The organism is Streptomyces sp. YS-3 (assembly GCF_045257485.1).
GTDB lineage: Bacteria > Actinomycetota > Actinomycetes > Streptomycetales > Streptomycetaceae > Streptomyces.
Genome location: NZ_JBJHPC010001204.1, coordinates 1 through 571, shown reverse-complemented (window position 1 = coordinate 571; position 571 = coordinate 1). Strand labels below are relative to the sequence as shown.

At 74.1% G+C, this 571-nt stretch carries 1 protein-coding gene; it reads right to left on the bottom strand.

All coding sequences use genetic code 11. The features are described 5' to 3' along the window. Window positions 1-511 (bottom strand): phosphotransferase (locus ACJA3G_RS38315; protein ID WP_406557587.1); only part of this gene is annotated, 511 nt, incomplete at its 3' end. Window positions 512-571: the final 60 nt, after the last annotated feature.

Genomic DNA, 571 nt, shown 5'->3' with positions numbered 1-571 from the left:
GCCGAGCACCGGCTGCGCGGGCGAGGGTGAGCAGGTCGTCGATGAGGGCGAAGGTGTCGGCGGGGTCGGCGCTGGGGTGGTCGGCGGCGGGGCCGCGTCCCTCCATGACCTGTTCCAGGCAGATGTGGACGAGCCCGAGGAGAGCGCCGAGCCGCCCCGAGCCGACGGCGCCGAGCTGGGCGCCGTCGCGGTGGCGGCCGTGGACCCAGGGGTGCAGGGCGTAGCAGCGGCCCCCGAGGACGGTGACGGTGTCGCCGTCGGCGTCCGGTACGGGGGGTGCGACGGGGACGCCGAGCGCCTGGAGGCTGCGGGTGGCGTCGTGCTGGCGGACGATGGCCTCGCGGTCCCCGTCGAGGTGGTGCTTGAGGAAGAACTCGCCGCGGGTGGTGGCGAGGCGGTAGCCGCGGTTGAGGAGGCCCTGGGCGACGGGTTCGCAGGTGAGGGGCTCGCCGAGGGACGCGTATCGGCGCAGCAGGTTCCTCACGGGCGGGCTTGCATATGAGCGCGGCACGCGCCAGATGTTAGATCACGGGGAGTGGTGGGGGTGTGGCTCTGGGGATTCGGGTGGTGG